20 protein-coding genes are annotated in these 25,345 nt (G+C 60.3%); 9 read left to right on the top strand and 11 right to left on the bottom strand.

Translation table 11 applies throughout. The features are described 5' to 3' along the window. Positions 1-15: 15 nt before the first annotated feature. Positions 16-225, bottom strand: coding sequence for a formate dehydrogenase (locus IV109_RS05990; RefSeq protein ID WP_296693716.1), 210 nt, complete (start codon positions 223-225; stop codon positions 16-18). A 376-nt stretch (positions 226-601) separates the two neighbouring features. Here IV109_RS05990 and IV109_RS05985 point away from each other — a divergent pair, with 376 nt between their 5' ends. Then, on the top strand, positions 602-2,017 hold the full coding sequence (locus tag IV109_RS05985) for a sigma-54 dependent transcriptional regulator (RefSeq protein WP_296693712.1): 1,416 nt from the start codon (positions 602-604) through the stop codon (positions 2,015-2,017). Next, positions 2,014-4,092 (top strand): cache domain-containing protein, encoded by a 2,079-nt coding sequence (locus tag IV109_RS05980; RefSeq protein WP_296693709.1) that lies wholly within the window; start codon positions 2,014-2,016, stop codon positions 4,090-4,092. The genes IV109_RS05985 and IV109_RS05980 overlap by 4 nt, the downstream gene beginning before the upstream one ends. Here the strand turns inward: IV109_RS05980 and IV109_RS05975 are convergent. From IV109_RS05975 to IV109_RS05960, 4 genes are read right to left on the bottom strand one after another with little or no spacing between them, the layout of a single operon-like run. Then, positions 4,089-4,712, bottom strand: a complete 624-nt coding sequence (locus tag IV109_RS05975) for a molecular chaperone TorD family protein (RefSeq protein ID WP_296693704.1) — start codon at positions 4,710-4,712, stop codon at positions 4,089-4,091. The two genes, IV109_RS05980 and IV109_RS05975, sit on opposite strands and share 4 nt — an antisense overlap. A 2-nt stretch (positions 4,713-4,714) precedes the next feature. Further along, complete coding sequence (locus IV109_RS05970; RefSeq protein ID WP_296693700.1) at positions 4,715-6,811, bottom strand: 4Fe-4S binding protein; 2,097 nt, start codon at positions 6,809-6,811, stop codon at positions 4,715-4,717. Further along, positions 6,738-7,382, bottom strand: a complete 645-nt coding sequence (locus IV109_RS05965) for a DUF3306 domain-containing protein (RefSeq protein WP_296693695.1) — start codon at positions 7,380-7,382, stop codon at positions 6,738-6,740. Before IV109_RS05965 ends, IV109_RS05970 begins: the two co-directional genes overlap by 74 nt. Then, positions 7,375-7,932 (bottom strand): DUF3305 domain-containing protein, encoded by a 558-nt coding sequence (locus tag IV109_RS05960; protein ID WP_296693692.1) that lies wholly within the window; start codon positions 7,930-7,932, stop codon positions 7,375-7,377. The genes IV109_RS05965 and IV109_RS05960 overlap by 8 nt, the downstream gene beginning before the upstream one ends. A 134-nt stretch (positions 7,933-8,066) precedes the next feature. Here IV109_RS05960 and IV109_RS05955 point away from each other — a divergent pair, with 134 nt between their 5' ends. Continuing rightward, positions 8,067-8,828, top strand: a complete 762-nt coding sequence (locus IV109_RS05955) for a tetratricopeptide repeat protein (RefSeq protein WP_296693689.1) — start codon at positions 8,067-8,069, stop codon at positions 8,826-8,828. 5 nt (positions 8,829-8,833) lie between these two features. Here IV109_RS05955 and fdhF read toward each other — a convergent pair whose 3' ends face one another. The 5 genes from fdhF to apbC form a co-directional block, all read right to left on the bottom strand. Continuing rightward, positions 8,834-11,713: a formate dehydrogenase subunit alpha gene (fdhF, locus tag IV109_RS05950; protein WP_296693687.1), complete on the bottom strand. Its 2,880-nt coding sequence runs from the start codon at positions 11,711-11,713 to the stop codon at positions 8,834-8,836. After that, positions 11,714-13,525, bottom strand: a complete 1,812-nt coding sequence (locus tag IV109_RS05945; protein ID WP_296693684.1) for an NADH-ubiquinone oxidoreductase-F iron-sulfur binding region domain-containing protein — start codon at positions 13,523-13,525, stop codon at positions 11,714-11,716. A 22-nt stretch (positions 13,526-13,547) separates the two neighbouring features. Then, positions 13,548-15,188 carry an OFA family MFS transporter gene (locus IV109_RS05940; RefSeq protein WP_296693681.1) on the bottom strand — a complete coding sequence of 547 codons (1,641 nt, stop codon included), beginning with the start codon at positions 15,186-15,188 and terminating at the stop codon, positions 13,548-13,550. A gap of 183 nt (positions 15,189-15,371) precedes the next feature. After that, positions 15,372-16,316 carry a LysR family transcriptional regulator gene (locus tag IV109_RS05935; protein WP_296693679.1) on the bottom strand — a complete coding sequence of 315 codons (945 nt, stop codon included), beginning with the start codon at positions 16,314-16,316 and terminating at the stop codon, positions 15,372-15,374. A 28-nt stretch (positions 16,317-16,344) separates the two neighbouring features. Continuing rightward, on the bottom strand, positions 16,345-17,436 hold the full coding sequence (gene apbC / locus IV109_RS05930; protein WP_296693674.1) for an iron-sulfur cluster carrier protein ApbC: 1,092 nt from the start codon (positions 17,434-17,436) through the stop codon (positions 16,345-16,347). Positions 17,437-17,609: 173 nt separating this feature from the next. Here apbC and IV109_RS05925 point away from each other — a divergent pair, with 173 nt between their 5' ends. Next, positions 17,610-18,887: a patatin-like phospholipase family protein gene (locus tag IV109_RS05925; RefSeq protein ID WP_296693670.1), complete on the top strand. Its 1,278-nt coding sequence runs from the start codon at positions 17,610-17,612 to the stop codon at positions 18,885-18,887. Positions 18,888-18,922: 35 nt separating this feature from the next. On the opposite strand, the gene cynS is transcribed toward IV109_RS05925, so the two are convergent. Continuing rightward, the gene (cynS, locus tag IV109_RS05920; protein ID WP_296693664.1) at positions 18,923-19,366 is read right to left on the bottom strand and encodes a cyanase; all 444 of its coding nucleotides are present in this window, start codon (positions 19,364-19,366) and stop codon (positions 18,923-18,925) included. Positions 19,367-19,572: 206 nt separating this feature from the next. Here cynS and metG point away from each other — a divergent pair, with 206 nt between their 5' ends. From metG to IV109_RS05895, 5 genes are all read left to right on the top strand, one after another. Continuing rightward, positions 19,573-21,657 (top strand): methionine--tRNA ligase, encoded by a 2,085-nt coding sequence (metG, locus tag IV109_RS05915; protein WP_296693661.1) that lies wholly within the window; start codon positions 19,573-19,575, stop codon positions 21,655-21,657. A gap of 12 nt (positions 21,658-21,669) precedes the next feature. Continuing rightward, positions 21,670-22,431, top strand: coding sequence for a YoaK family protein (locus IV109_RS05910; RefSeq protein WP_296693659.1), 762 nt, complete (start codon positions 21,670-21,672; stop codon positions 22,429-22,431). A gap of 44 nt (positions 22,432-22,475) precedes the next feature. After that, complete coding sequence (locus IV109_RS05905) at positions 22,476-24,167, top strand: SulP family inorganic anion transporter (protein ID WP_296693657.1); 1,692 nt, start codon at positions 22,476-22,478, stop codon at positions 24,165-24,167. Positions 24,168-24,190: 23 nt separating this feature from the next. Then, a complete protein-coding gene (locus tag IV109_RS05900; RefSeq protein ID WP_296693653.1) occupies positions 24,191-24,397 on the top strand; it encodes a DUF3460 family protein in 207 nt (68 codons plus the stop codon). Between the two features lie 76 nt (positions 24,398-24,473). Beyond that, positions 24,474-25,331, top strand: coding sequence for a ScpA family protein (locus IV109_RS05895; RefSeq protein ID WP_296693651.1), 858 nt, complete (start codon positions 24,474-24,476; stop codon positions 25,329-25,331). Positions 25,332-25,345: the final 14 nt, after the last annotated feature.

The raw sequence follows: 25,345 nt of genomic DNA, 5'->3' as shown, positions 1-25,345 counted from the left end.
TTTGATGCGGGGAAATCAGACGAGTGTCGTCTTGTAATACTGTTTGACATGCGCGCTCAGGCTGTAACCACCACCCCTGTCCGGCATCGCTTTGGGCTGCAAGTTGGCGGGAACGGCCTGCTGCTGAATCACGGGCATCAGACTGGCTGCGGTCGTGAGGGCGCCAACAGCACCGGCGCCCGCAAACAAGGTGCGCCGTGATAACCGGGACGTGGATTGACTCATCTTGTGTCTCCTGAAAAGTTCCGCCTAGGAACTGGACTGCATATCGGAACTTCTGGCGAATATAGCGAGCACGAAACATTTCAGCAAGTAGAAATAAACCCTTGCCCCAACCCGACGCCGATACACTTTGTCATTTATCAAATTCACAGGTCAGCACTACCGTGTCGTCGTTGAAGCCTACGCAGAAACCATGCCATCTTCAATGCTGGCATACCGTCTATCCAAATCAACGACATCAGCTCATTTGGGCAAATGACACAGCCACACCAGCGTCAATTTGGCAAACCTGTTGCGACAATTTGTCGCAAACACAATTTGTGGCTGCTTTGCCTGAGGCCACCTCCACTTAAGCCCCTTCTGTTGCAGATGCATTGAAATGTCTCTACCCAGTACCCTGGATCACACCACCCCACCCCCGCTGCATGAACGAAGCGCTGAAGGCTGGCCCTTCTGGTCGATCCTGATCGTGGACGACGAACCTGGCATGCGAAACTTTCTGGTGAAGACACTGGTTCCTCGCTGCCAGTCGGTGATGAGTGCGGGTAGCGCGGAAGAAGGCGCCGAAATACTGCGACAGACTCACGTCGATCTGATCATTCTGGATATCTCGCTGCCGGGTCGCAACGGGGTCAGTTGGCTCAAAGAGCTTCGCGAGCAGGGTTTCTCGGGCCAAGTCATTCTGATCACCGCCTTTGCCGACCTGGAAACGGCCATTGAAGCGCTGCGCGCCGGGGCCTCGGATTTCATTCTCAAACCCTTTCGGGTGCCGCAGATTCTCAACGCCGTGAAGCATTGCCACGAAAATTCCCGGCTGGCCCGGGAAAATTACGTGCTGCGCCACACCCTGTCGGTGCGCCAGGATATCGGCAGTGGACTGGTGGGCCAGTCCTCGGTCATGCGCGGCGTGTCGCAATCGTTGGGGCGAGTGGCTGCCGTGAACAGCACCGTGTTGCTGCAGGGAGAGTCTGGCACCGGCAAGGAACTGGTGGCCCGCGCACTGCATCACTTAAGCCCGCGCGCCCAGGGCCCGTTCGTGCCGGTCAATTGCGCATCCATGTCGCCCGAGCTGATCGAAAGCGAGCTCTTTGGTCACGCCAAGGGGGCCTTCGCAGGCGCCACCAAGGCACGCGATGGCCTGTTTTATTACGCCCAGGGCGGTACCCTGTTTCTGGATGAAGTGGCCGACCTGCCTTTGCCGGTGCAGGCCACGCTGCTGCGCACCCTGGAGGATCTCCAGATCCGTCCAGTTGGCAGCGAAAAGCTGCTGCCGTTGAATGTGCGCATCATTGCCGCCACCAACCGATCCCTGATCGAAGAAGTGGCTGCCGGGCGCTTTCGCAAAGATCTCTACTACCGCCTGCAGGTGGTCGAAATCACGCTGCCTCCCTTGCGTGAGCACAAGGAAGACATCGCCGAGTTGGTGCAGCACTTCATGGCCAACCTGGCGCCTGTCCTGGGCGCAGCACCCCTGGACATTTCTGCGGCGCAGATGAGCTACCTGATGCAGTACGACTGGCCCGGCAATGTCAGAGAGTTGCGCAACCTGATTGAGCGCTCCCTGATCCTGGGGGCATTGAATGTCTCGGCACTGTATTCGCTGGGGAAAGATGCATCAGCCCCTGCAACGGCCACAGCACCGGGCGCTGCGGCGACCGATCTGCAAACCCTGGAAAAGCAGCATATCTGCACGATTCTCGACTCGGTGCAGGGAGACAAGACCCGGGCCGCTCAATTGCTCGGCATTTCGCGGCGCACGCTGGAGCGGCGCTGCGCCGAATGGGCCCTTATGTGAAGCTGCATAACCTGCTGGCACCGCGCTGGCTCACCCGTTCCATCCGCAACAAACTGCTGGCCATGGCACTGCTGCCCTTGCTGGTGGTCCTACCCCTTCTGCTTGGCGCGCTTGTGATCTGGGGCAATGCAGCCTATGACCGGCTCCTGATCACCAAAGTGCGCAGCGATCTGGCCGTGGCTCGCGGCTACTTTGGACAAGTCCTGGGCGAGGTCGGTTCTGGCACGCTGGCCGTGGCCCAATCGCACACCCTGCATCTGGCCCTGGCGCAACATGACTTGCAGAGCCTGCAGGTTCTGCTGGAAAAGGAACGGCGTCGACTCGGCTTTGACTTCATCAATCTTTACAGCCCGCAAGGAGTCCTGCTCACTGCCGACTGGACACCCTCTCATCAATCCGCACAATCCACCAGCGCAGCACTGAGGGCAACAGCGTCCGGTATGGCAAGCACGCATCAACCGGCACCCCGCAACGCCAGCCTGACCTTGCTCAACGCCAATGAGCTGCTGGCCCTGGCGCCTCATCTGGCGCCACGCATCCGGATCCCGCTGATTGCCACGCGTGGCGCAGCACCTATCGAGCGGACGGTTGAAGACCGCGCACTGGTGATGCTGTCGAATACGCCCGTGCTGGGCTTGAAGGGCGAAACGCTGGCGCTGCTGCGAGGCGGCGTCCTGCTCAACCAGAACCTGGACCTCATTGACCACATCAACCGGATCGTCTATCCCGACGGCTCGCTTCCCTTTGGCAGCAATGGAACCGCCACCCTGTTCATGGACGATGTTCGCATTACCACCAACGTGCGCTTGTTCCAGGACCAGCGCGCCATCGGCACCCGGGTGTCGCAGGCCGTGCGTGATGCTGTCCTGGCTCGCGGGGACACTTGGCTGGACCGGGCCTTCGTGGTGAACGACTGGTATGTATCAGCGTACGAGCCGCTGATGGATGCAGCTGGCCGGCGCGTCGGCATGCTCTACGTGGGTTATCTGGAAGAGCCTTTCCGTCTGGTCAAGTACAACATTCTGAGCCTGATCATCGGTATTTTCCTGTTCGTGATCGTGCTCGCCGCCGTGTTCTCGGTACGCTGGGCCCGCAGCATCTTTCGCCCGGTGGAGCAGATGAACCGCACCATGCAGCATGCAGAGGAAGGCGACACAAGTGCACGCGTTGGTGCGGTCGAGGCCCGCGACGAGATTGGCGCACTGGCCATTCACCTGGACCAGTTGCTGGATGTGATCGACGAAAAAACCCGTGCGCTACAGCGCTGGGCTGGCGAACTCGACGCCAAAGTAACCGAGCGAACCCACGAACTGGCCCAGAGCACAGCTTCGCTGCAGCAGGCCCAGCAGAAGCTGGTCAAATCAGAGAAGCTCGCAGCCATCGGCCAGCTGACGGCCAGCGTAGCGCACGAGATCAACAACCCGATTGCCGTGATGCAGGGCAACCTCGACCTGATGCGTGAAACGCTGGGCGATCATGCCAGGCCCGTGGCCGCAGAGCTGCGGCTGATGGACCAGCAAGTGGAGCGCATGCGCTTGATCGTCACCCAACTCCTGCAATACGCAAGGCCCACGGAATACGCCGGCTATGTGGAGACGGTGGATGTGAACCGCGTACTGGAAAACTCACTGGTTCTGGTGAGCCATCTGCTGGCACACACCCGCATTGAAGTCGTGCGCAGGCTGCAGGCCACCAGGAACATTGGCATCAACGAGCAGGAACTGCAGCAGGTGGTGATCAATCTGCTGATCAATGCGATCCAGGCCATGCCCGAAGGCGGCACCTTGCTGCTGGACACACATGATCGGGGCGAGACGCCGACCAGCGCCGGTGTGGTGATCGAGGTCCGGGATAGCGGCGCGGGGCTGAGCCCGCCAGCACGTGAAAAACTGTTTCGTCCCTTCTTCACCACCAAGAACGACGGCAATGGGTTGGGCCTGTGGATCAGCCTAGGGCTGGTTGAGCGCTACGGTGGCAGCATCAGCGGGGCCAACCGCCGCGACCGCGGAGAAGACGCGCCGGGTGCGGTGTTCAGCATTTCGCTGCTGAGCGAACCACAAAAGCAGGAAGACTAAGCCAGCATGTCAAAGCCCTGGGCTTCGACGCCCATAAAGGCGCGGGTAAATCCAGCCAGTGCCGCATAAAACTGCGCCCGCGGGTGCTTCTGCAAGTCGTCGCACATCATCGTCACCCAGGGCTGGAGGTGACTGGCAAAGAACTCACGTTGACGGGTCAGGTTCGCCACGGCCACATCGTCGCCGGCGATGAGGTAGCGCATCACTTCGCACAAATAGGCAAAGTGATCCTCGGTTTCGGACATGTTCTCATCGCGTGCCAGACCCAGCTGACCCAGATCGGTACGCAGTTTGGCCAGCGGCTTTTCGTTCAGGAAGCCGCTGAGGAAATGGGAGCCGTACAAGTAAACCTCTGGCTTGCCAATACCGCCAAACAAGCTGTTGTATTCGCTTTGAATGGCCGCATCGCTCATCTCACGCGCCACACCCACCAAAGTACGCCAGGGCTCTTCCAGAAAAGCACCCGCGGTGGGCGCATCGGTCGCGGCAGCGCGCAAATTCGCTATCAATTCAGGAGCTGGAACTGCATAAAACAAGAGGGCCAGGAGTCCATAAACCTCAGAACGGGCAGTTTCCTCGTCAAGGGCGCTGGATGACATGGGAGGGGACGCAGGCATCATGATCAGAGGTCCGTAATTTTGGTTTCGTTCTGGTTCGAATAAATATCGATGACGCGGCAGTCACCACACATTTTCAGGCGTTCCAGCGCTGCACCCTGGAACATGCTGTGGCCGCCGAGCTTGCCCAGCATGGCCTCAATCGCCTTGACGGTACCAAAAGGCTTGCTGCAGCGCACGCACGCGTAGGGCTGCATCTCGTTGATCACGACGGCTTCCTTGCGCTGCGGCATGAGGTTGAGCTGCGGCACCAATGTCAGGGCTTTTTCCGGACAGGTCTTCACGCACAAACCACACTGCACGCAGTTCTTCTCAATGAACTTGAGCTGGGGTGAATCACGGTTGTCCTGCAAGGCACTGGCGGGGCAGGCGTTGATGCAGCTCAGGCACAGGGTGCAGGCATCCTTGTTGAGAATCAACCCGCCCAACGGTGAACCCATGGCGGGCAAGGCAATGCTCTGCGGCTTGACGGGGGCATGCTCGATCAAGTGATCCAGCGCCAGCTCCAGCGTGGCCCGCTTGTCAGCCTGAACCGCAAAGCCGGCGCTGCGGCTGACAACCTGTGCAGGAGTTGCCTGCAAATCGCCATCGAGGGCAGCCAGGTCGCGCGCATCGCGGGCATGCAACACCCGGAAATGTTCGCCCTGGTAGCCCAGCCCGGTCAAAATCGCCTGCGCCACAGCCATCTGGCTGCGGATTGCCTCATGGTATTGCGGTGCCTCTTCGTCCGTCATCAGCACCCACACCTGTGAGGCACCATAGGCCACGGCGGTGAGCCACACCTCCAGCCCCAGCGAGGAGGTGTGCCAGAGTGACACCGGCAACACGCGTGCCGGGACACCGTGCAGCCCCCCCTTGCTCGCACTGTCCAGCTGCGCGGCACGGCCCAGGTCACCCAGCAAGCGCGCACCGCCCTCCTGGCTGTGCAACAACAGAGCGGCATTTTTTCCGCCATTGCGGACATAGGTGCCCAGCAGTGTCTTGAGCTTGACGCCTTGCTCGCTGGCACGCGGGTAGGCATAAGTCAGTGCGCCTGTTGGACACACTGTGGTGCAGGTCCCGCAGCCCACGCACAAATTGGGGTTGACCTTGATTTGCTGCCGATCACGCTCGCTGGTGATGGCCGAGGCAGAACATACGTCGATACAGGCATTGCAACCGGTCTTCTCGTTGCGACTGTGAGCGCAGAGCTTCTGCTTGTAAGCAAAAAACCTGGGCTTTTCAAACTCGCCCACCAGCGCACGCAGTTTGTTCAGGGGTTTGAGGTCCTTGCCGTCCCAACGCAGGTAACCCTGGGGCAAGGCGTGCTGGGTGAAAGCCGGTGTGGCCCGCAGATCCAGTACCAGATCAAAAGTCTCATTCAGAGCCTCCGGTTCACGATTGAAATCAATCGCACCCGCCACCTTGCAGGCCTTGACACAGGCACGGTGCGATTGGCACAAATCGAGGTCAATTTGGTAATCCAGCCCGATGGCATCTTCCGGACACGCCACCAGGCAGGCATTGCAGCGCGTGCACAAATCCAGGTCAATCGGGTTGTTGCGCAGCCACTTCAACTCAAACGCACCCAGCCAACCCGTCAGCGACTGGACTTGTCCGCCCAGCACCGGGTAACGCCGCTCCTGCATGGCGCCCAGATCGCCCGCACCCTGGGTGAACAAGGTAATGTCGAGATCATCACCCAGCAACTCTGCCGCACGCTCGGCGGCACCCAACGTGCCAATGATCAGCAAGCGCCCGGCACTCTTGTAGGTGACGGTGCTGACCGGTTCGGGTTCCGGCAAGTGCGCCGCTGCCAACAAGGCAGCCAGTTTGGGACTGGCCTGGCTTGCGTCCTTGCTCCAGCCACCGGTCTCGCGGATGTTCACGAACCTGATCACGGAGACGGCACCTTCGGTCTGCTGCGCCAACTCGGAAAACAGGCGCTTTTCCTGGGTGCAGGCCACCACCACATCGTCGCCGGACTGGATTGCCTTGACAAATGCACCAGCCTCACGGCGGCACAGGGTGGAATGAAGCGTCAGGTTTTCATTCAGTGCTGCGCCCAGGCTCCTGGGGTCCAGCGGCATGGTTTGGTTGCAGTCGCAAATCAGTGTTGTCATGGTCTGTATCCCGCGCTGGGGGCGTTTGTTCTGTTGCAGGCTCTAAGCCGATGTGTGGCGATTGCCCGGACTGTGCCACGGATTGCACATGCGGGGTATTGGCATCATCCCGTAGCGCCGCCCTGGCTTTGGCCTCGTCTTCTTCCTTATCATCAAACAAGTTCAGAAACTTGGCACTGGCCATTTGTCGCAACATGGACTCCGGTAAAGGGTCTGGCTTGGAATAGTCGTCGATATAAATGTCGAGGCGGTCCATCACGTTGTAGTGCGGATCGGCAAACAATTTCTTCATCGCTGCGTTGCGAACCTCTGGCGCCACATCGCGCGCGACAAAGGGTTTGAAGTCAGACTGGGCAGTGAGACCCTTGACGTCTTCCATCGACGGGGGCGGGGGCGGGGGCAGTGTTGCGTCTTGCCCCTCAACCGCGGGCTGCATGACCGCAGCCGGGGCCGGCGTTTCCTGACCAGCATGGGGCGGCACAGGCTTGGGGGCAACAGGTTCATCCAGCGGCCTGCCCTCACGCACCGCCTGCTTGCGCTGAGACCAGCGTCCGAGAAATCCGTCAGCCATGACCGCCACCTGATTTTTTTTCGGTACTGATGGATACGGGGTTGCCAAACCGGTCCGTCAGCGAACGAAAGCTCTCGGGGCGCTTGCGGCGCTTGGTTTCGAGCACATGATGTTCGTCCACAAACGCCTGCAACCACGCCACAACCGGTGCGGGTGCAGGCAGCTGCTCCACGGTTTCCTGTGCATCCAGCCAGCGACCCGCATCGTGGTAGCTCAGACTCACGGCCACAGGTTTGGGCATGGGTTCATCAGCGATGCCGGCCTCCTCTTCCATGCGCCACAGCACAAACCAGCACGGCGCGGGGGTGGTGGCGTTGAGGTAATAGCCCTCGGCGTCGTCCTTGAACAATTCAACGCTGAAGCCGGTGTGCAACCAGCGCTCCCCGCTATCATTTTTATAGAGAAGGCGCGGCTCGGCACCAAAGTCCGGCGCGCCGCTGATGACTTCATCCAGCACCCAGCGCCAGGTCTGCCAGCGGCTGGCAGGCCCTTCAATGCGCTCACGGCGCATGACAACGGAAACTTCGATGGATGGGCGTTGAAAAGTCATGGCTATCGCAATGTACCGCATTGCCAATTGCCCCGCGAAAACGAAGCCATCCATGCGCTTGCGGCATCCCCTGCCTCAGTTCTGTACCATGCCACCTCTATCCATCAATGACCGGAGATCCGTTGGGCAGGGTTATGAGCAATAAATTGAGCGTGCGCGCTGTCTTGTGGACCCTCGTTCTGTGCGCCACTCTTGTGTCCGGTATTTCTATCGCCGGTTTCAATGAAGGCGTGGCCGCGCTGGACAGGGAAGACTTTGCCAGCGCACTGCGTGAATTCAGGCCGCTTGCGCTCAAGGGTGATGCTGACGCACAAAACAACCTGGGGGTGATGTACGAACTCGGTCAGGGCGTCACACAGGACTACCGGGAAGCGATGAAATGGTACCGCCTGGCGGCGAATCAGGGCTATGCGGGCGCGCAGAACAACCTGGGCGTGATGTACGACAAAGGCCGCGGCGTTGCCCTGCACTACAGGGAGGCGGTAAAGTGGTATCGCCTGGCGGCCGAGCAAGGCAATGCCAGTGCGCAGCACAACCTGGGGGTGATGTACGACAACGGGAGGGGCGTCGCGCAGGACTACCGGGAGGCGGCCAAGTGGTATCACCTGGCAGCGGACCAGGGCGATCCCGACGCGCAAAACAACCTGGGCGACATGTACAAAGACGGTCAAGGCGTGCCGCCCAACGCGATCATTGCCTACGCGCTGTTCAGCCTTGCAGCGGCGGGTGATCCAGCCAACGGCAACAAGGCAACAGAGAGTCGCACCAAACTGGCGGCCTCCATGTCCGTCAGGGAAATCAAGGCCGCTCAGGATTTGGCCAGGGAACTGGCCAAACCGGGCAACCTGCTTCAGACCCTGGACAAGTTCACCCGGAAAGCCCCGTCAAAAAAGTAACCAGCTCAGTTGTCACCCACACCATATCCCGACACCGCACGTGCTACGCCCCCACGGCGAATGGCCACTGCGCAGTACTTGAATTCGGGAATCTTGCCAAATGGATCAAGCGCCGCGTTGGTCATCAAATTGGCTGCCGCTTCGTAATAGGCGAACGGGATGAACACCGCACCACGCGGCGTGCCGTCATCCCGGCGCACATGGATGGCCACCTCGCCCCGGCGCGATTGCACGGTGATCACATCGCCCGGTGCCAGCCCCAGGGCCTGCAGGTCGTCGCCACAGAGTGAGGCGGTTGCCAGCGGCTCCAGCGCGTCCAACACAGTGGCTCGACGCGTCATGCTGCCAGTATGCCAATGCTCCAACTGGCGCCCGGTGATCAGCACAAACGGAAATTGGGCATCGGGGCGCTCGTTGGCAGGGATGATGTCGGCGGGCACCAGGTGCACGCGACCGTCGTCTGTATCGAAATGCTCCAGAAAAACGGTGGGCGAACCGGGGTCCTCTGCACTCAGGCAGGGGTAGGTCACGCTCGATTCGCGCTGCAGGCGCTCCCATGAAATGCCCGAGATGGCTGCATGCATGGCTTGGCGCATTTCTTCATACACCGCAGCCACACCACTGCCCTCCCCTTCGTAGTGCCAGTCCAAGCCCATGCGCTGGGCGATTTGCTGGATGATCCACAAGTCGGGCTTGGCTTGCCCTGGCGGGTCGACGGCCTGCAGGCCCATTTGCACCATGCGGTCGGTGTTGGTCACGGTGCCGGTTTTTTCGGGCCAGGCAGTGGCGGGCAGCACCACGTCGGCCAGCCAGGCGGTTTCGGTCATGAAAATATCCTGAACCACCAAGTGCTCCAGACTGGCCAGTGCGTGGCGCGCGTGGTTCAGGTCGGGGTCGCTCATGGCCGGGTTCTCGCCCATGATGTACATGCCGCGCACCTTGTGCGGATCGCTGTCCGGCGCGAGGGCCTTATGCATGATTTCCACCACGGTGTAGCCGGGCTGGTTGTCCAGCGGCATGCCCCAAAAGTCTTCAAACCAGTCGTGCGCGGCCTTGTTCGTCACGCGCTGGTAGTTCGGGTACATCATGGGGATGAGGCCCGCATCGCTGGCGCCTTGCACATTGTTCTGGCCACGCAGGGGATGCAGGCCCGAGCCGGGCTTGCCGATCTGGCCCGCCACGGTAGCCAGGGCGATCAGGCAGCGGGCGTTGTCGGTGCCGTGCACGTGCTGGCTGACGCCCATGCCCCACAGGATCATCGCGCCTTTGGCCGTGGCATAGGCACGGGCCACTTCGCGCAGCGTTTGCGCCGCAATGCCGCAGATGGGCGCCATGGCCTCAGGGCTGTAGCCCTTGACGTTTTCGCGCAAGGCTTCAAAGTTGTTCACCCGCTTGCGAATGAATTCCTCGTCAGTCAGGCCCTCTTCAATGATGGTGTGGATCAGCGCGTTGAGCATGGCCACATCGGTATCGGCCTTGAACTGCAGTGTGCGCCAGGCGTACTTGCCGATGTCGGTGCCACGCGGATCGGCCACCACGATTCTGGCGCCCTTTTTAACCACGTTCTTCATCCAGGTGGCAGCCACCGGATGGTTGGACGTGGGGTTGGAGCCAATCACAAAAATCAGGTCCGAGTGTTCGACATCGTTCACCTGGTTGCTCACCGCAGCCGAGCCCACCCCCTCCAGCAGCGCCGCCACGCTGGAGGCATGGCACAGGCGGGTGCAGTGGTCTACGTTGTTGGAACCAAAGCCGGTACGCACCAGCTTCTGAAACAGGTACGCTTCTTCGTTGCTGCCTTTGGCAGAGCCGAAGCCGGCCAATGATTTTTTGCCATGGGTATCGCGCAGGCTCCTGAGCGTGCCGGCGGACAGAGCCAACGCCTCGTCCCAGGTTGCTTCGCGGAACACGTCAGACCAGTCTGCCCCCTGTTCCGACATCCGGCGGTTCAGTTCATTCAGGGCTTCGGGATTCTTGGGCACGCCAGCCTTGCGAATCAGCGGCACGGTCAGGCGCTGCGGGCTGTGGGCGTAGTCAAAACCAAACCGGCCCTTGACGCACAGGCGATTGTGGTTGGCCGGGCCATCGCGTCCGTCCACACTGACGATTTTGTTGTCTTTGACGTTGTAGGTCAGCAGGCAACCCACGCCGCAGAAGGGGCAGACCGAGTCCACCTTTTTGTCCACCACCTGCGAGCCCATTTGTGTTTTGGGCATCAGCGCACCCGTAGGGCAGGCCTGCACACATTCGCCGCAAGCGACACAGGTGCTGTCCCCCATCGGATCGTTCAGGTCAAACACAATCTCGCTGTGAGCGCCGCGCAGGGCGTAGCCAATCACGTCGTTGACCTGCTCTTCGCGACAGGCTCTGACACAACGGTTGCACTGGATGCAGGCGTCCAGATTGACGGCCATAGCCGGGTGCGACACATCGGCCTTGGGCTGTTCGCGCCGCAGGGCTTTGAGTTCGGGGCGCACCGTGACACCCATGCGTGCGGCCCAATCGCTCAACTCGCCGTGCTGCTGCGACTCGTCTTTGGCATTCCACTTGTAGCCGGTGTCCGGCATGTCGGACAGCAGCATCTCCAGCACCATCTTCTGGTTCTTGACAGCACGCTCGCTGCTGGCCTGCACCTCCATGCCGGCGGTGACGCTGCGGCAACAACTGGGTGCAAGGGTGCGTTCGCCCTTGATCTCGACCACGCAGGCACGGCAGTTGCCATCGGCACGGTAGCCGTCCTTGTAACAAAGGTGGGGAATGTCGATGCCGTGGCGCCTGGCCGCCTTGAGGATGGATTCGCCCTCGAAGGCCTGGAGGGGCTGGCTGTCGAGCTTGAACTCGACGGTGACACGGGTAACTTCCGCGGGTACTGCAGGTGCGTTCATTTATGCAATCTCCTGCGGAAAATATTTTTGCACGCAACGCACCGGATTGGGCGCGGCCTGCCCCAGCCCGCAAATGGAGGCATCGGTCATCACCACATTCAAATCCTCCAGCGTGGCGTTATCCCACGCAGATGCCTCCATGAGCTTGGCAGCCTTGGCAGTTCCGACGCGGCACGGGGTGCACTGGCCGCAACTTTCATGGGCAAAGAAGCGCATCATGTTCAAGGCGGCATCGCGTGCCCGGTCATGGTGACCCAAAACAATGACCGCCGCCGACCCAATGAAACCGCCGTGCGGCTGCAGGGTGTCAAAGTCGAGCGGCAAGTGCGCCAGGCTGGCCGGAAAAATGCCGCCGGAAGCGCCACCCGGCAGATAGGCGTACAGGGAGTGCCCATCCAGCATGCCGCCGCAATACTCTTCGATCAGCTCATGGAGTGAGATACCTGCCGGCGCCAGCTTCACGCCAGGGTACTTCACGCGTCCGCTCACACTGAAAGAGCGCAAGCCCTTGCGACCATTGCGGCCAAAACCACTGAACCAGGCCGGGCCTTTTTCAAGGATATCGCGTACCCAGTACAGGGTCTCGAAGTTGTGCTCCAGCGTCGGCCGGCCGAACAGGCCGACCTGGGCAATATAGGGCGGACGCATGCGGGGCTCGCCGCGCTTGCCCTCAATGCTCTCGATCATGGCGGATTCTTCGCCGCAGATGTAGGCACCGGCCCCACGGCGCAACTCGATGATTGGCAAGGGATACGGCGGGTGCGCTTGCAGCTTCGCCAGTTCAGTTTGCAGAATGGCACGACAGCCATGGTATTCGTCGCGCAAGTAGATGTAGCAGGCGTCTATGCCCACCACCCGGGCCGCAATCAGCAGCCCTTCCAGAAACCGGTGCGGGTCACGCTCCAGATACGTGCGATCCTTGAAAGTACCGGGCTCGCCTTCGTCGATGTTCACCGCCATCAATTTCGGCGCCGGCTGCTCGCGCACAATGCGCCACTTGCGCCCTGCCGGGAAGCCTGCGCCACCCAGACCCCGCAAGCCGGAATCTTCCATGGCATTGACAACGCTTTCGGCGTCATGCTGGCCATTGGCCAAGGCTGTAGCCAGCGCATAGCCTCCGTTGGCGCGGTAGAGGTCGTAATCCGCATAGGCCGGAGCCACCTGCATTTGCGCAGGCGGTGGTGACACGCTTTCTTCGGCCAACGCGCTTGCTAGGAAATTAGTAGCAATTTGGGCATATGGATGAATGGCTTGAGCCGCATTTATCACTGAAAATACCGCCTCCGGCGTGGCATGCAGCACCGGGTTTTGGTGCACCACCGCCACGGGCGCCTGCTCGCAACGCCCCAGACAGGGCGCTGGAATCACCCGCACATCGGCCGATCCCAGCAAAGTAGGCAGCCGGGCCAGCAAATCCTGGGCCCCGGCCATGGCACAACTCAGGCCATCACACACCCGCACGGTCAGGTCGGGCGCTTTTTCATCCCCTTTGAGCACTTCAAAGTGGTGGTAGAAGGTGGCCACCTCAAAGACCTCGGCCATGGGAATGTTCATCTCTTTGGCCAGGGCCACCAGATGCCGGTCATGCAGGCAGCGGTAGGTATCGTTGAGTTGGTGCAGATGCTCAATCAGCAGGTCGCGACGGTGCCCTGCATCAGGCCGGCGGCCCAGCAAGGCCTGCACCTCAGCCACCGAAACTTCATCCGCCTGGCGCCCCTTGAGCTTGCTCTTCTTGCGGATACGCTCGCGCATATCGTCCACGCTTGCCAGCGGCACGGGCTTGATTTCTGGGGACAGGGCAGATGGGTGCATAGTGGCTCAGAAGAATAGGCAGTCAGGCAAAAAACTTGGCAACGCTTTGAAGCGTGCGGTACACGCCCCAGGCCAGCGGAATGCCCACCGCCGCCCAGGCCAGCACCACCACGGCAGGACTGACTGCATCGGTGCCGCCATTGCTGCCACGCAGCATGACGGAGGCCGCTGCCTTCTCATGCGCCAGGCGTTTTTCCTCGGCCAGTTCGGCATCCGTCATGAACCACTTGGGGTTCAGCGGGCGCACCAGCAGGTTGCAGATCAAGCCCACCACCAGCATCCCGGTCAGGATGTACATGGTCTGGTTATAGACCTGCTCACGCGGCAGCCCCAATCCCAGTTGGTATTCGCGCATGTAGTTCACCACCACGGGGCCCAGCACGCCCGCCGTAGCCCAGGCGGTCAACAAGCGACCGTGAATAGCGCCCACCATCTGCGTACCAAAGATGTCTGCCAGATAGGCAGGTACTGTCGCAAAGCCACCGCCGTACATGCTCAATATGACGCAAAAAGCCGCTACAAACAACACAATGCTGCCCGCAGCCGCACTACCCGGCACACTGAAATACAGCACGCCACCCAACACAAAAAACACCACGTAGGTCATCTTGCGACCCAATTTGTCAGACAGGCTGGCCCAGAAAAACCGCCCGCCAATATTGAACAAACTCAACAAGGCTGTAAAGCCCGCAGCCACCGTTGCGATCGCAGCCAGTTGCGCTTTGTCAAGTTCACCGAACTTCTTGCTCACTCCGATCAGGGAACCGCCAAAGACTTCCTGCAGCATGGGAGAGGCCATGCCGATCACCCCGATGCCGGCGCTGACGTTCATGCACAGCACCATCCAGATCAACCAGAACTGCGGAATGCCCCACACTTTTTTGACGTGCACGTGGCGCTGCGTGATCATCGCATTGGCCGAGGCAGGAGGTGGTGTCCAGCCAGCAGGCTTCCAACCCGTCTCTGGCACGCGGTAGCCAAAAGCCCCCGCCATCATGAAGACGAAGTACACCAACGCCATCACCACAAAGGTTTGCATCACGCCGACGTTGGTGGGCGTGGCAAAGTACTTCATCAGGTCCGCCGCCAGAGGCGAGCCAATCATGGCGCCGCCACCAAAGCCCATGATGGCCATGCCAGTGGCCATGCCACGGCGGTCTGGAAACCACTTGATCAGCGTCGACACCGGGGAGATGTAGCCCAGGCCCAAGCCAATACCACCGATCACGCCAGAACCCAGGATCATGAGCCAGAACTGGTGCAGGTAAACGCCCAGCGCCGAAATCAGCATGCCACCGCACCAGCACAAGGCCGACACCACGCCAGCCTTGCGCGGGCCCACATGCTCCAGCCAGCCGCCCCAAATGGCCGCACTGGAGCCCAGCAGGACAAAAAACAGGGTGTACATCCAGCCCAGGGTGGAAATTTGCCAATCGCAACTGGTGGTGAAAAGCTGTGCAATGAAGCCAACGTCAGGGCCACACTTGATGGCATCCTTGATGCCCAGCGCCTTGGACAAGGGCAGCCAGAACACGGAAAACCCGTAAGCCATGCCGATGCACAAATGAATCGCCAAAGCGGCGGGCGGAACCAGCCACCGGTTGAAACCCGGACCGGCAATGGTCCTCTCCTTGTCCAAAATACCTGGGGATGAACGCGTCATTGATGACTCCAATATTATGTTTTTAGCGATGACCGGCATTGCTGCAGCGCCAGCGAGTATCCGGGCGACTGCCACCCGGCGTCCAATTGGATTGGAACATGAGGGGATTCAAAAAATAAATGTTGCAACGCAGCAAAAACGCGCATCACAAATGCCCAAAGTTTGAGGGATTTGACGGTCGCCTTAGACCGACAGCAGTCCGCTGTAGGCGGCGGCATGACGCAGCCAGGCCGCGTCCTGTGCCAGTGCAATTGCCGCCTCCAGCGCACGCGAGGGTCGCGCCACAGCGTGGGACATGAACCCGATGGGTGTGAGTATCTCCGGACTGCACAGGGGCAAGGCCTCAAGCTCACGATAGCTGCGCACAGCCCCCACCAAAGCACCCGGCATGACACTGCACACGCTGCCTGCCACCACACTCAGGGCCATGGTGAGGATGGAGTTGGTCTCGATGGCCGGTTTGACCGACGCGCCAGCCGTGGTGAAGGCAGCATCAACAATCGTGCGGTTGTGCATATCATCCGTGAGCAGACACAGCGGCAGCCTGGCGGCAGCCTCCCAACGCATCCGGGGTCCGAACTGCAGGGAGTCCGCATGCGGCGTGGTGATACGGCGCAGCAAGAAATAGTGTTCTGTGTATTGAGGCCAGGCCGACAGCCGGGTGTCACACAGGCCCATGCGATCGGTGTAGCCCAAGGCAAGATCGATGGAGAGATCCTCAAGCCCTTTTTCCAGCGCCCCTGAACTCAGCGACAGCACCACCGGAAGAATGCCAGGGTGTCGCGCCTGCAGCATCGCCCCAAAACGCGCCACGATCGGCATGGCCGTGGGTACGGCGCCAATGCGCAGGGCGCCGCGTGGCATGTGGGTTTCGCTACGCAAATCCTGTTGCAGCACCGCATGCTCATGCAGCATCAGTTGGGCAGAGGCCAGCACGCGCTCCCCTTCGGGGGTCAAACCAGCATAAACGCGATCACGTTTGACAATGACAACCTTGAATTCACGCTCCAGCGCGCGCAGGGCATTGGAGAGTGCAGGCTGGGTGATATGGCAGGCTTGCGCGGCACGACCAAAATGCCGGTGCTCGTGCAATGCCACCAGATAGCGCAGGGAAGAAAGCAGATTCATGCCAGTCACCCTGTCTGAGTAAAAGCGATCAGGTGTCTTTTGAAATCTTGATAGACGGGAACTTGGACGAAAAATCCTTGTTCTTGGCCGCGATGGACACCGCCACCTTGCGCGCCACCGCTTTGTAAATGCCAGCCACTTCGCTGTCGGGATCAGACACCACGGTGGGTTTGCCGCTATCGGCCTGCATGCGAATCTGCATATTCAGTGGCAAGGCGCCCAGATAGTCCATGCCGTATTCGGCGGCCATCTTCTTGCCGCCGTCGGCGCCAAAGATGTGCTCCACATGGCCGCAGTTGCTGCACACGTGCACCGCCATGTTTTCCACAATGCCCAGAATCGGCACGCCGACTTTTTCAAACATCTTGATGCCCTTCTTGGCATCCAGCAGGGCAATGTCCTGTGGCGTGGTCACCACCACGGCACCGGTCATGGGCACACGCTGTGACAGGGTCAGCTGGATATCTCCGGTGCCCGGTGGCATGTCCACAATCAGATAATCCAGTTCGCGCCAGTTGGTCTGACGCAGCAACTGCTCCAGCGCTTGGGTGGCCATGGGACCGCGCCAAATCATGGCTTCGTCCTGCGCCACCAGAAACCCGATGGACATGACCTGCACGCCATAGTTTTCCAGCGGCTCCATGGTCTGTCCGTCCTCACTCTCGGGACGACCATCAATTCCCATCATCATGGGCACGCTCGGCCCGTAAATATCGGCATCCAGCAAGCCGACACTGGCGCCCTCGGCGGCCAGCGCCAGCGCCAGGTTGACGGCGGTGGTGCTTTTGCCCACACCACCCTTGCCCGAGGCCACGGCCACAATGTTCTTGACCTTGGGCAGCAGTTGCACACCGCGCTGCACCGAATGCGGCACGATCTTCATGCTGACATTGACCGACACGTTGTCAACGCCGGCCACGCCTTTGGCAGCAGCAACCAGGGCTTTGCGAAAACCCGGAATCTGGCTTTTGGCCGGGTAGCCCAGTTCCACGTCAAAAGCCACGTCACCCTCGGTAAGGGTTAAATTCTTGATGGATTTGGACGACACAAAGTCCCGCCCGGTGTTGGGATCGACCACACTTTTGAGTGCGTCCATCAGCATCTGTTCTGTCACTGCCATTGAGTTCTCCTGAGGCAGATAGTCTATCCAAGACTGCTTTAACCTTGCCGACCAGGGCGAATCCGGGTTTACCCATGGCGGGGTGTTGCATTTGCCCCATAGGCGGGCGGGCGCATTGATATTTTCCAGCCCGTTCCTTCATCCTGCGCAGGTCTGAGATTCATAATGTTTTCATGCAAACCGATTCACCCACGAAACCCGCAACCGGGCTTCTATTGACCGGCGGTGGCGCACGTGCGGCCTACCAGGTCGGGGTTCTGGAGGCCATTGCCGACATGCGCAAGGCCGCTGGTGCGCTGGCCGAGGCGAATCCGTTTCCCATCATCACCGGCACTTCGGCAGGGGCCATCAATGCCTCGGCGCTGGCCTGTGGCGCGGATGATTTTGATGGGGCCGTGCGTCGCATCGTCGATGTCTGGAAGAATTTCCACGCAGCCCAGGTTTACCGGGCCGATTCCCTGAGCGTGCTGCGTTCGGGGGCCAGCTGGATGACCTTGCTGTCGGTGGGCTGGCTGATTGCCAAGTGGCGGCGCCTGAAGCCGCGCTCCCTGCTGGACAACTCCCCATTGCATGAGCTCCTCAACCAACTGGTGCCGCTGGATCGCTTGCCCGAGTTGATCCGGCAAGGACATGTGCAGGCGCTGGCGGTTACCGCATCGAGCTACAGTTCGGGCGACCACATTACGTTTTACGAAGGCGACAAGCGCCTCATGCCCTGGGTGAGATCGCAACGTCGCGCTGTGCGTGACCGCATCTCGCACGCCCATCTGCTGGCTTCATCGGCCATTCCCTTCGTCTTCCCCGCCACAGCGCTGCAGCTTGAAGGTCAAACAGAGTACTTTGGCGATGGCTCCATGCGTCAATCCGCGCCGGTATCGGCCGCCATCCATCTGGGGGCCACGCGTGTGCTGGTGGTGGGGGCCGGTCGCATGACCGAACCCAAACTGTCGGAAACCCCGAACGCCACCAACACCTACCCTTCGCTGGCGCAAATCGCCGGCCATGCCTTGTCCAGTATTTTTCTGGATTCGCTGGCGGTTGATATTGAGCGGGTTCGCCGCATCAACCAGACCATGTCGCTGGTGCCTCCCGAGTCGCGCAGTGCCAGTGCCTTGCGGCCCGTGGATTTGCTGGTCATTTCACCCTCGCAACGACTGGATGCCATTGCCGCCCGCCATGTGGGCGATTTGCCGCCCGCAGTCAGAACCATGCTCGGTGGCGTCGGTGTGTCTTCCAGCAAAGCCGACGCCAAGGGGTCTGCACTGGCCAGCTATTTGCTGTTCGAGGGCAAGTTCACCCAGGAGTTGATGGCTCTGGGCTATGCCGATGCGCAGCGCCAGCAGGGCGAAATCTGCAGGTTTTTTGACTGGCCATACACTGCGCCCGCTGACAAGTCAGGGGCTGAAGCACCCCGGATAGAGCGAAGGCGCGACCCCTTGCGACTGCGCTAGAGCCCTGAGTCAACATCCCGGCGGGCCGTCCCGCATCAGTACTGCTTGTAGGGCAGAAACTTGCCTGACAACACCACATTGACACGGTCGCCCTTGGGGTCAGGCTGGCGCACGATGTCCATCGAAAAATCAATGGCACTCATGATGCCGTCGCCGAATTCCTCATGGATCAGCTCCTTGATGGTGCTGCCGTATACGCTGACGATCTCGTACCAGCGGTAGATCAGGGGATCGGTAGGCACAGGCGACGGCAGGGAGCCCTTGTAGGGAACAACCTGCAGCCATTTCTGCTCTTCGGCATTCAAACCAAAAATCTTCCCGAGAATCCTGGCCTGTTTTCCGTCAAAGCTCATCTGACCCAGGCAACCGGCGGTCACCCACTCCTTGCTCAGACCCACTTTTTGGGCCACATCCTCCCATTTGATGCCCTTGGAAACTTTGGTCGAGATGATTTTTTCGGTCACGTCGTTGCGGTTCATGCGCATTCCATTCATTTGAAGTTGAAAAGGTGATTCGACATACGCACACATCTGGTGCACTTGCCACGCCAGCATCACCTGGCACACTGTCCGGTTAGCAATGCCTGTGCCAGCTTGCTACCCGCAACATGACGCAGGCACCCCAAACCGGGGGATGCAAGGGCGGCGACTAAAATCGGGGCAGTCTCAAGAAAGCCCATTGCCCCATGTCACGCCAACTTTTCGTCACCACCGCCCTGCCCTATGCCAATGGCAACTTCCACATTGGCCACATCATGGAATACATCCAGGCCGACATCTGGGTGCGATACCAGCGCATGATGGGCAACGCCGTGAACTTCTGTGGTGCCGACGACACCCATGGCGCCCCCATCATGATTGCGGCGGAAAAAGCCGGCAAGACACCCCAGCAATTCGTGGCCGACATCGCCGCTGGTCGCAAGCCCTATCTGGACGGTTTTCACATCAGCTTTGACAACTGGCACAGCACCGATGCGCCGGAAAACCACGAACTGGCGCGACAAATCTACCGCGACCTGCGCGACAACCCCGCCGGTTCGCTGATCGAAACCAAAACCATCGAGCAGTTCTTTGATGTCGAAAAGAACATGTTCCTGCCCGACCGCTTCATCAAGGGCGAGTGCCCCAAATGCCACGCCAAGGACCAGTACGGCGACAACTGCGAAGTGTGTGGTGCCGTGTATGCGCCCACCGACCTGATCAAGCCCTACTCGGCCCTGTCGGGCGCGACGCCGGTGCTCCGAAGCTCGGAGCACTTTTTCTTCAAGCTCTCCGACCCGCGCTGCGTCGAATTTCTGCAGCAGTGGACACAGGACGGCAAGCTGCAGCCCGAAGTCGCCAACAAGGTCAAAGAGTGGTTCTCGGTACGCACCAACCCCGATGGGTCAAAAAGCGAAGGACTGGGCGACTGGGACATCAGCCGCGATGCACCTTACTTCGGCATCGAAATCCCCGATGCGCCGGGCAAGTACTTCTATGTGTGGCTGGACGCACCGATTGGCTACCTGGCCTCGTTGAAGAACCTGCTGGAAAAACGCGGCGAGAGCTATGACGACTACATGGCCAACCCGGCGCTGGAGCAGTACCACTTCATCGGCAAGGACATCGTCACCTTCCACACCCTGTTCTGGCCTGCCACCCTGCACTTCAGCGGTCGCAAGACGCCCAACGCGGTGTTTGTGCACGGTTTCCTGACCGTGAACAGCGAGAAGATGAGCAAAAGCCGCGGCACCGGTCTGGACCCGCTCAAATACCTCAGCCTGGGCATGAACCCCGAGTGGCTGCGCTACTACATCGCCGCCAAGCTCAACGCGCGCAATGAAGACGTGGAGTTCAGCCCCGAAGACTTCATGGCGCGGGTCAACAGCGACCTGGTGGGCAAATACATCAACATTGCCAGCCGGGCGGCGGGCTTCATTGCCAAACGCTTTGACGGCAAGCTGGGCGAGATTTCAGCCGACGGCGCGGCCCTGCTGACGCAGCTACGCATCGAGCGCGCCAGCATCGAGCAACTGTACGAGAGTCGCGAGTTCGCCAAGGCGCTGCGCGAGACCATGCTGCTGGCCGACCGCGTGAACGAATACGTGGATGCCAACAAACCCTGGGAACTGGCCAAGAAGGAAGGCATGGACGCCCGCCTGCACGACGTTTGCACCGTGTGCATCGAAGCCTTCGCTGTGCTCACGAGCTACCTCAAGCCCGTGCTGCCCGCGCTGGCGGCGCAGGTGGAAACCTTCCTGATGACGGAGCCCCTGTCATTTGGCGGCGCCAGCAAGGCCTTGGGTGCCGACCACCGCATCGGCGACTACAAGCACCTGATGCAGCGTGTCGACATCAAGCAACTTGAGGCACTTTTTGAGGCCCCACCCCTCGTGGAATCTGCACAAAACGCTACTGAATCAATAGCGCCCGGCGGCGAGGACATCGCGCCTGTGATTGGCATCGACGACTTCAGCAAGGTCGATCTGCGCATTGCCAAAATCCTGAACTGCGAAGCGGTGGAGGGCTCCACCAAACTGCTGCGTCTGACGCTGGATGTCGGCGAAGACAAGACGCGCAACGTGTTCAGCGGCATCGCCAGCGCCTACCAGCCGCAGGAGCTGATTGGCAAGCTCACCGTGATGGTGGCCAACCTGGCGCCACGCAAAATGAAATTCGGCATCTCTGAAGGCATGGTGCTGGCGGCCAGCCATGCCGACGAAAAAGCCCACCCCGGCATCTTTGTGCTGGAGCCATTCCCCGGGGCGCAGCCCGGCATGCGGGTGCGCTGACACGGCCAAGCCATGATTCCCCAGCTGCGCGGATGGACCTCGGTTCAGCGAACCTCCCAGAACAACATCCGGCTGGGTGCCACGCTGAGCTTTGTCGCAGGCGCCACCAATGCAGGTGGCTTTCTGGCCGTTGGGCAGTACACCTCGCACATGACGGGGGTGGTGTCCTCGGTGGCCGACAACCTGGTCATGGGCCAACTCGCCCTGGCCCTGGCGGGTGTGGCCTCCCTGGTCGCCTTCATCAGTGGCGCCATGACCACCGCCTGGATGGTGAATTGGGCGCTGCGGCGCAATCTGCACAGTGCCTATGGACGCCCCCTGCTTCTGGAAGCACTACTGCTGCTGGTATTTGGACTGTTCGGCGCTGGCATCACCTGGCAAGCGGGCTTGTTTGTGCCCCTGACGGTGCTGGTGCTGTGCTTCATCATGGGCTTGCAGAACGCCGTGATCACCAAAATCTCCCATGCCGAGATTCGCACCACCCACGTCACGGGCCTGGTCACCGATCTGGGTATTGAACTGGGCAAGCTGTTCTATATCAACCGCCTGACACGTGAAAAACTGGTCACGGCCAACCGCGCCAAGCTGATCATTCACTTCAAGCTGATCGCCAGCTTCTTCATTGGCGGTTTGCTGGGCGCCTGGGGATTCAAGACCATCGGGTTCATTTCCACGCTGCCACTTTCCCTGTTCCTGCTGCTTCTGGTCTGGCGCCCCGTACTGAACGACGCCAAGAACTGGATCGACCCGCACCAAACGGACCAGGACCGGTAAAAAGTTCGCGCCACAAGGCCCGCACATGGCCCACAATCATGCCCATGACTGCCGCCCCCCGTCCACCGGCCCCGCCCAAGTCGCAGCCCTTTTTCCGGCCCCGTCTGGTGGGCGTACTGCGGAACTATGACCGACCCCAGCTCATCAAGGACATAGGCGCTGGCCTGACCGTGGGCATCGTCGCCCTGCCCCTGGCGATGGCCTTTGCGATTGCCAGCGGACTCAAGCCCGAAGCCGGCCTGTTCACCGCCATCATCGCGGGCTTCCTGATCTCGGCATTGGGTGGTAGCCGCGTGCAGATTGGCGGGCCGGCCGGCGCTTTTGTGGTGATTGTTTACGGCATTCTGGAACGCTACGGCCTGGCCAACCTGATCATCGCCACCGCCATGTCGGGTGTGATGCTGTTTGCCATGGGTGTCTTCAAGCTGGGCACCCTGGTGCGCTTCATTCCGATTGCCGTGGTGATTGGCTTCACCAATGGCATTGCGGTGCTGATTGCACTGTCGCAGGTCAAGGATTTTCTGGGCCTGCGCGTGGCGGCCATGCCCTCCAATTTTTTCGGCATGCTGTCCACACTGGGTCAGGCCCTGCACACCCTGAACTGGTACGCCACAGGCCTGGCGCTGGCCTGCCTGGGGCTCATTATCCTGTGGCAATTGTTCATGCCCCGACTGGGCAAGGAGCACCGTTGGGCAGCCCGCCTGGCACTGGTGCCCGGCTCGGTCGTGGCTTTGGTACTTGCCACCGTCATTGTCGGGTGGTGGCAGTTGCCGGTGGAAACCATAGGCAGCCGCTTCGGTGGCATTCCTTCCTCGCTACCCGCCATGCAGTGGCCGGACCTGTCGTGGGAATCGGCGCGCTTTCTGTTTATCCCCGCCACCACGCTGGCACTGCTGGGCGCGATCGAATCGCTGCTCTGCGCCCGTGTGGCCGATGGCATGATCGACGATCGCCACAACCCCAACCAGGAGCTGATGGCGCAGGGCATCGCCAACTTCGTCACCCCCTTTTTTGGCGGTATGCCCGCCACAGGCACCATTGCACGCACGGTTACCAACATCAAAAGTGGCGGAACCAGCCCGGTGGCCGGCATGGTGCATGCGCTAACCCTGCTGCTGGTGATGCTGGTCGCCGCACCCCTGGCGCGCGACATTCCGCTGGCCGCGATGGCTGCGATTCTGATGTTTGTAGCGTGGAACATGGGCGAGTGGCGTGCGTTCGCGCATTTGCGCCAATACCGTCTGCCGTACCGGGCAACGCTGCTGGCGGTTTTTTTCCTTACCGTGGTGTTCGATTTGACCGTGGCTGTTGAAGTGGGCCTGGTGGCGGCATGCATGACCTTCATCTACCGGATTTCCAGCCTGTCACGCCGCGAGGAAGTGGGGACCGCCTATTTTCCGGCCCTGGGAACCCTCGCGGACAAGGTGGCCAGCTACCGGTTTTACGGCGCCCTGTTCTTTGGCGCGGTGAAACTGGTGGAAGACCTGCAGGACCATTTGCCGGCAGAAACACTGGTGCTGGATTTGAAAAACGTCATCTACATCGACTCCTCGGGTGCTGACACGCTCAATGATCTGGCCCGAAGCTGTACCAAAAACGGCGTGCGTTTGCTGGTGTGCGGGCTCAACCACCAACCCCTGGACATTGCCCGGCGTTGCGGTTTTGTCGAACTGGTGGGTGCCACCCATATTTTCCCGGACCTGGGTACCGGCATGGCCGTGGCGCTGGCCCGGTAAAATGCCACAAAGAGGTTAAGTTCATGAATATTTTTTACCGCCCCAAGTACCAGTCTGACGCCACCCAGTTCATCGAACAGCTCAAAGCCAAGGATGCGGATCTGGAAGCCAAGCAACGCAAGGGCCGCGAACTGCTGTGGGACAAGTCGGTGGACCGCAGCGCCTGGAGCGAGTACCGCGCAGCCCAGGTTGCCCAAAAGCCCTACGTCTACCAGACTGACGCCAAGTAGCCCAAATACAGCAGTCAAATCAGCCTCTGGCCCTTGAATACAGGGCACTGGAAGCTATTTATTTGATAGCTAATCAATGACCCACCCATCGAACCACGACGCGCTTGCTGACGCAGCGGCGCCTGAGCTGGCCGGTATGCCGAACGTGGTGGACAACGTTGCGGTGGCCCGGCTCTATGGCGAGCCCCTGTTCACCATGCCGCGGGATTTGTACATTCCCCCCGATGCGCTGGAAGTCTTTCTGGAAGCCTTCGAAGGCCCGCTGGACCTGCTGCTGTACCTGATTCGCAAGCAGAATTTCAATATTCTGGACATTCCAATGGCGGGTCTGACGCGCCAGTACTTGGTGTACGTTGACGAAATTCGCGGTCGCAACCTGGAATTGGCAGCAGAATATCTGCTGATGGCTGCCATGCTGATTGAAATCAAATCACGCATGCTGCTGCCGCCCAAGAAGGTGGCCGAAGGCGAGGAGGCAGAAGACCCCCGTGCCGAACTGGTGCGCCGGCTGCTGGAATATGAGCAGATGAAGCTGGCAGCCGCCAGGCTCAACGCGGTGCCGCAGTTTGGCCGAGACTTCCTCAAGGCGCAGGTCTACATTGAGCAATCCCTGCAGCCGCGTTTTCCGGATGTCCATCTGGTGGACCTGCAGGAAGCCTGGCGCGACATTTTGAAGCGTGCCAAGCTGGTACAGCACCACAAGATCACGCGTGAAGAGCTGTCGGTACGCGAACACATGAGCATGGTGCTCAAGAAACTGCAAGGACGACGCTTTGTCGAATTTGAAGAACTGTTCGACCCCCACAAAGGCACGCCGGTACTCGTCGTCACCTTCATTGCCTTGCTTGAGCTCGCCAAGGAAACCCTGATTGAAATCACCCAGGCCGAGGTATTTGCGCCCATTTACGTCCGCCTGGCCTACTCTCCCGCTTGAACGCATCCACTGCG

This window comes from Rhodoferax sp., assembly GCF_018780565.1.
Taxonomy (GTDB): Bacteria; Pseudomonadota; Gammaproteobacteria; order Burkholderiales; family Burkholderiaceae_C; genus Rhodoferax.
This window is presented reverse-complemented; position numbering and strand designations above follow the sequence as displayed.